A 2,631-nucleotide genomic window follows, 5' to 3' on the forward strand; every position below is an offset into this window, starting at 1 on the left:
TACAATATTTGTCGTTTTGAACAGATCAAACGACTGAATTTGAATACATGGGCTTAGTGCGCCCAAAAATCAGAATTCTCCCGATAATCGGGATAGAAAAGTAGGAAATACAGGGACTTTTGCTGGAAATTGGAGGGCAAGAGTCCCTTCTTTTTTTATATGACGGAATACTTCTGGTTTTTAGAGGTGCCCTTATATCTTTTTATAAAGGAGTAGTCTTATGCTGAAAACTAAGAAACTGGTCATAATGGTTATTGCATTTTTATCTGTAGCCTTCGTTCTCCCTGTTTCGGCTGTCTCTCATCGTGGAGGGGAGTGGACTTATGGAGCACACCATAATCCAAATAATTGGGGAGCTTTCTCAAATTATTATCATGGAGGCCAGCATCATTGGTCTTATGTAGGCAGTACAGCTCGGAATAATCAGAGAACTGCTTATGCGGGAGCTCATGCAACTTCGTATGCATTCATCAATACAAATGTTGGAGAGTATGTTGTCTTTGATGCAGGTTGGTAGAGATTGCCGTAAAACATTTCTGATTGCTATAATGAATTAGTTCATTTTTGGGGGCGGAATTATTTCTGCCCCCTATTTTGGAATTAGGAGGCAGATGATGAAGAAAGTTTTCATTGTTATATCGAATGTATTGCTTAGTTTATTCTTTGTTTGGGTTTTGACAATTTGGAGCGATACATATATATCCTATTATTATCCAAATATTGCTGTATTTGACTCTAGTCCTGAGACTAATTTTCAACAAGTAGCAGAATCTTTGGATAGGCTGGCGTATCAAACCGATAGTCTGATTGCAATTCAATCTCAAGATCCGAATTCAGAAGGGAAACCGGTTTTCTCCTATATGACTTTTGGAAGGGGAGAGCTGCCAAGTGAACTTTTGGAAAAGACTTATAAAGAGGGTGAAAATCTTAGTCTTGAGACGAATTACTTTATCTTTGAAGGTGACTTAGATTTTCAAAGATTGAAGAAGGAGTTAAGTCAGTTTGGATTAACCAATATGTATCTATCAAGCCCGTCTCAATTTTCTACACTAGTTTTAGCGGTCAGCAATGGTTTTCAATTAATTGGATTACTAATTTTCTTATTAACATTTGCTTCATTGACTCTTATCAGCCAGATTGGTTATTTGAAGACTTCAGGTATTCGGCTTATTTCAGGAGAGCGACGGTGGTCCATTTTTCTTAGACCGCTTGTGCAAGATTTAAAATCGATAGGAGTCGGTTTAGCTGTTGGAGGAATTCTTACTTTTATTTTGAAATTTGTGTTCTCGCTTCCGTCTATATCCCTTATGACAATTGTGGTGGGGTTAATCGTTTATAATCTACTTTTACTATTGATTGATCTGTTCTTTGCTCAGTTATTTGCAGTTGGTGTTAAGAAGGTCCATTTGATGCAAATGATTAAGGGGGAAATTCCTGTTAGAGGTGTTATTAGTCTTATTTTAATGGGACAGTTATTAGCTATTATAATCATTTCGGTGGGAATGGGAAGTGGTTTGAATTATTCAAAAGCCTGGGAACAACAAAAACAAGGGCAGGAGGCATGGATTCAGGAGAAGGACCTTATTTCCCTCTCTATTAGCCGTGAGGGTATAGATGTGGGGGGGAATAATGAGGATATGCAAAGGAAACAGGAGATTTGGTATCAGTTAGTATCTCAGGCTGTATCAGAGCAGAAAGCTTTGTTAGCGAGACACCAATTGGTTGATCGTGTGATGCAAAATGGAATCAATTCCTCTAAAAATTTATCCCTATCTACAGACTGGCAGGATTATGGTCCTTCTGGTAATGTCCTTTTTGTCACACCACAATATTTGAAACATCAAAATATTTCTGTAGATGTAGCGATTGATGAGAAACTACAGCATTTAGATACAGGGGAGTTTGTCTTATTGTTACCTGACTTCCTTCGCTCGGAAGAGGAACACTATAAATCTGTTTTTGAGGAAGATGTGACAAATCGTATGGCCAGTAAAGATAGCCGTTAAGAGATGGAAGCGACAGTGGGTTATTTAGAATCGGGGAAGGACCGATTTGTTTACAATAGCACCCCGATTTCCTACCAGCAGTTTCTAAAAGATCCAATTATTGTTGTAGTGACACCAGAATCGACAGGAGAGCAATCAGTCCTGTTTTGGTCGGATGCTATACAGAATTATGTATTTTTTAATCAGTTATCAGATATTCAAGAGTTACTTGAGAAGCAAGGAATCAAAAACTGGGTTGGGGAATTACAACCCGCTTCTCAAATCTATATTCAGTTGTTAGAGAATGTTCAGCGGGAACGTTGGATTATGTTCATAGGAGTTGTATTTGGAGTAGCCACATCTATCTTACTGTTTAGTAGCATGAATAGGCTTTATTTCGAAGAATTTAGACGGAGAATTTTTATTAACCCGAATTATTCATAGATAACTAAAAAAACTTCCAGAATCCCTGATAGATCAAGGTTTCTAGAAATTTTTGATTTTCACCCATTGGGTGAGACATATGACTGGACAAAAAAAGGGTTCCCCTTTATGATATAAGCATCAAAAAAATCACAATCAGAAAGGAAACCCATATGTTTAGTCTAACAAATAACAGTTCTAAAAACAACACTTTTTCTTTCGA

At 37.4% G+C, this 2,631-nt stretch carries 1 protein-coding gene and 1 pseudogene; both read left to right on the forward strand.

The genetic code is table 11. The features are described 5' to 3' along the window. Positions 1 to 220: 220 nt before the first annotated feature. Entirely contained in the window at positions 221 to 517 is a 297-nt protein-coding gene (locus tag E5983_RS08880; protein ID WP_160333475.1) for a lactococcin 972 family bacteriocin, read from the forward strand. Positions 518 to 614: 97 nt separating this feature from the next. Then, positions 615 to 2,429, forward strand: a pseudogene (locus tag E5983_RS08885) (bacteriocin-associated integral membrane family protein). The last annotated feature ends 202 nt before the right edge of the window (positions 2,430 to 2,631 follow it).

The organism is Streptococcus danieliae, from assembly GCF_009767945.1.
GTDB lineage: Bacteria > Bacillota > Bacilli > Lactobacillales > Streptococcaceae > Streptococcus > Streptococcus danieliae.

Coding starts and splice junctions, on each gene's coding strand:
- E5983_RS08880 (WP_160333475.1), top strand. CDS start 221: ATGCTGAAAACTAAGAAACTGGTCATAATGGTTATTGCATTTTTATCT.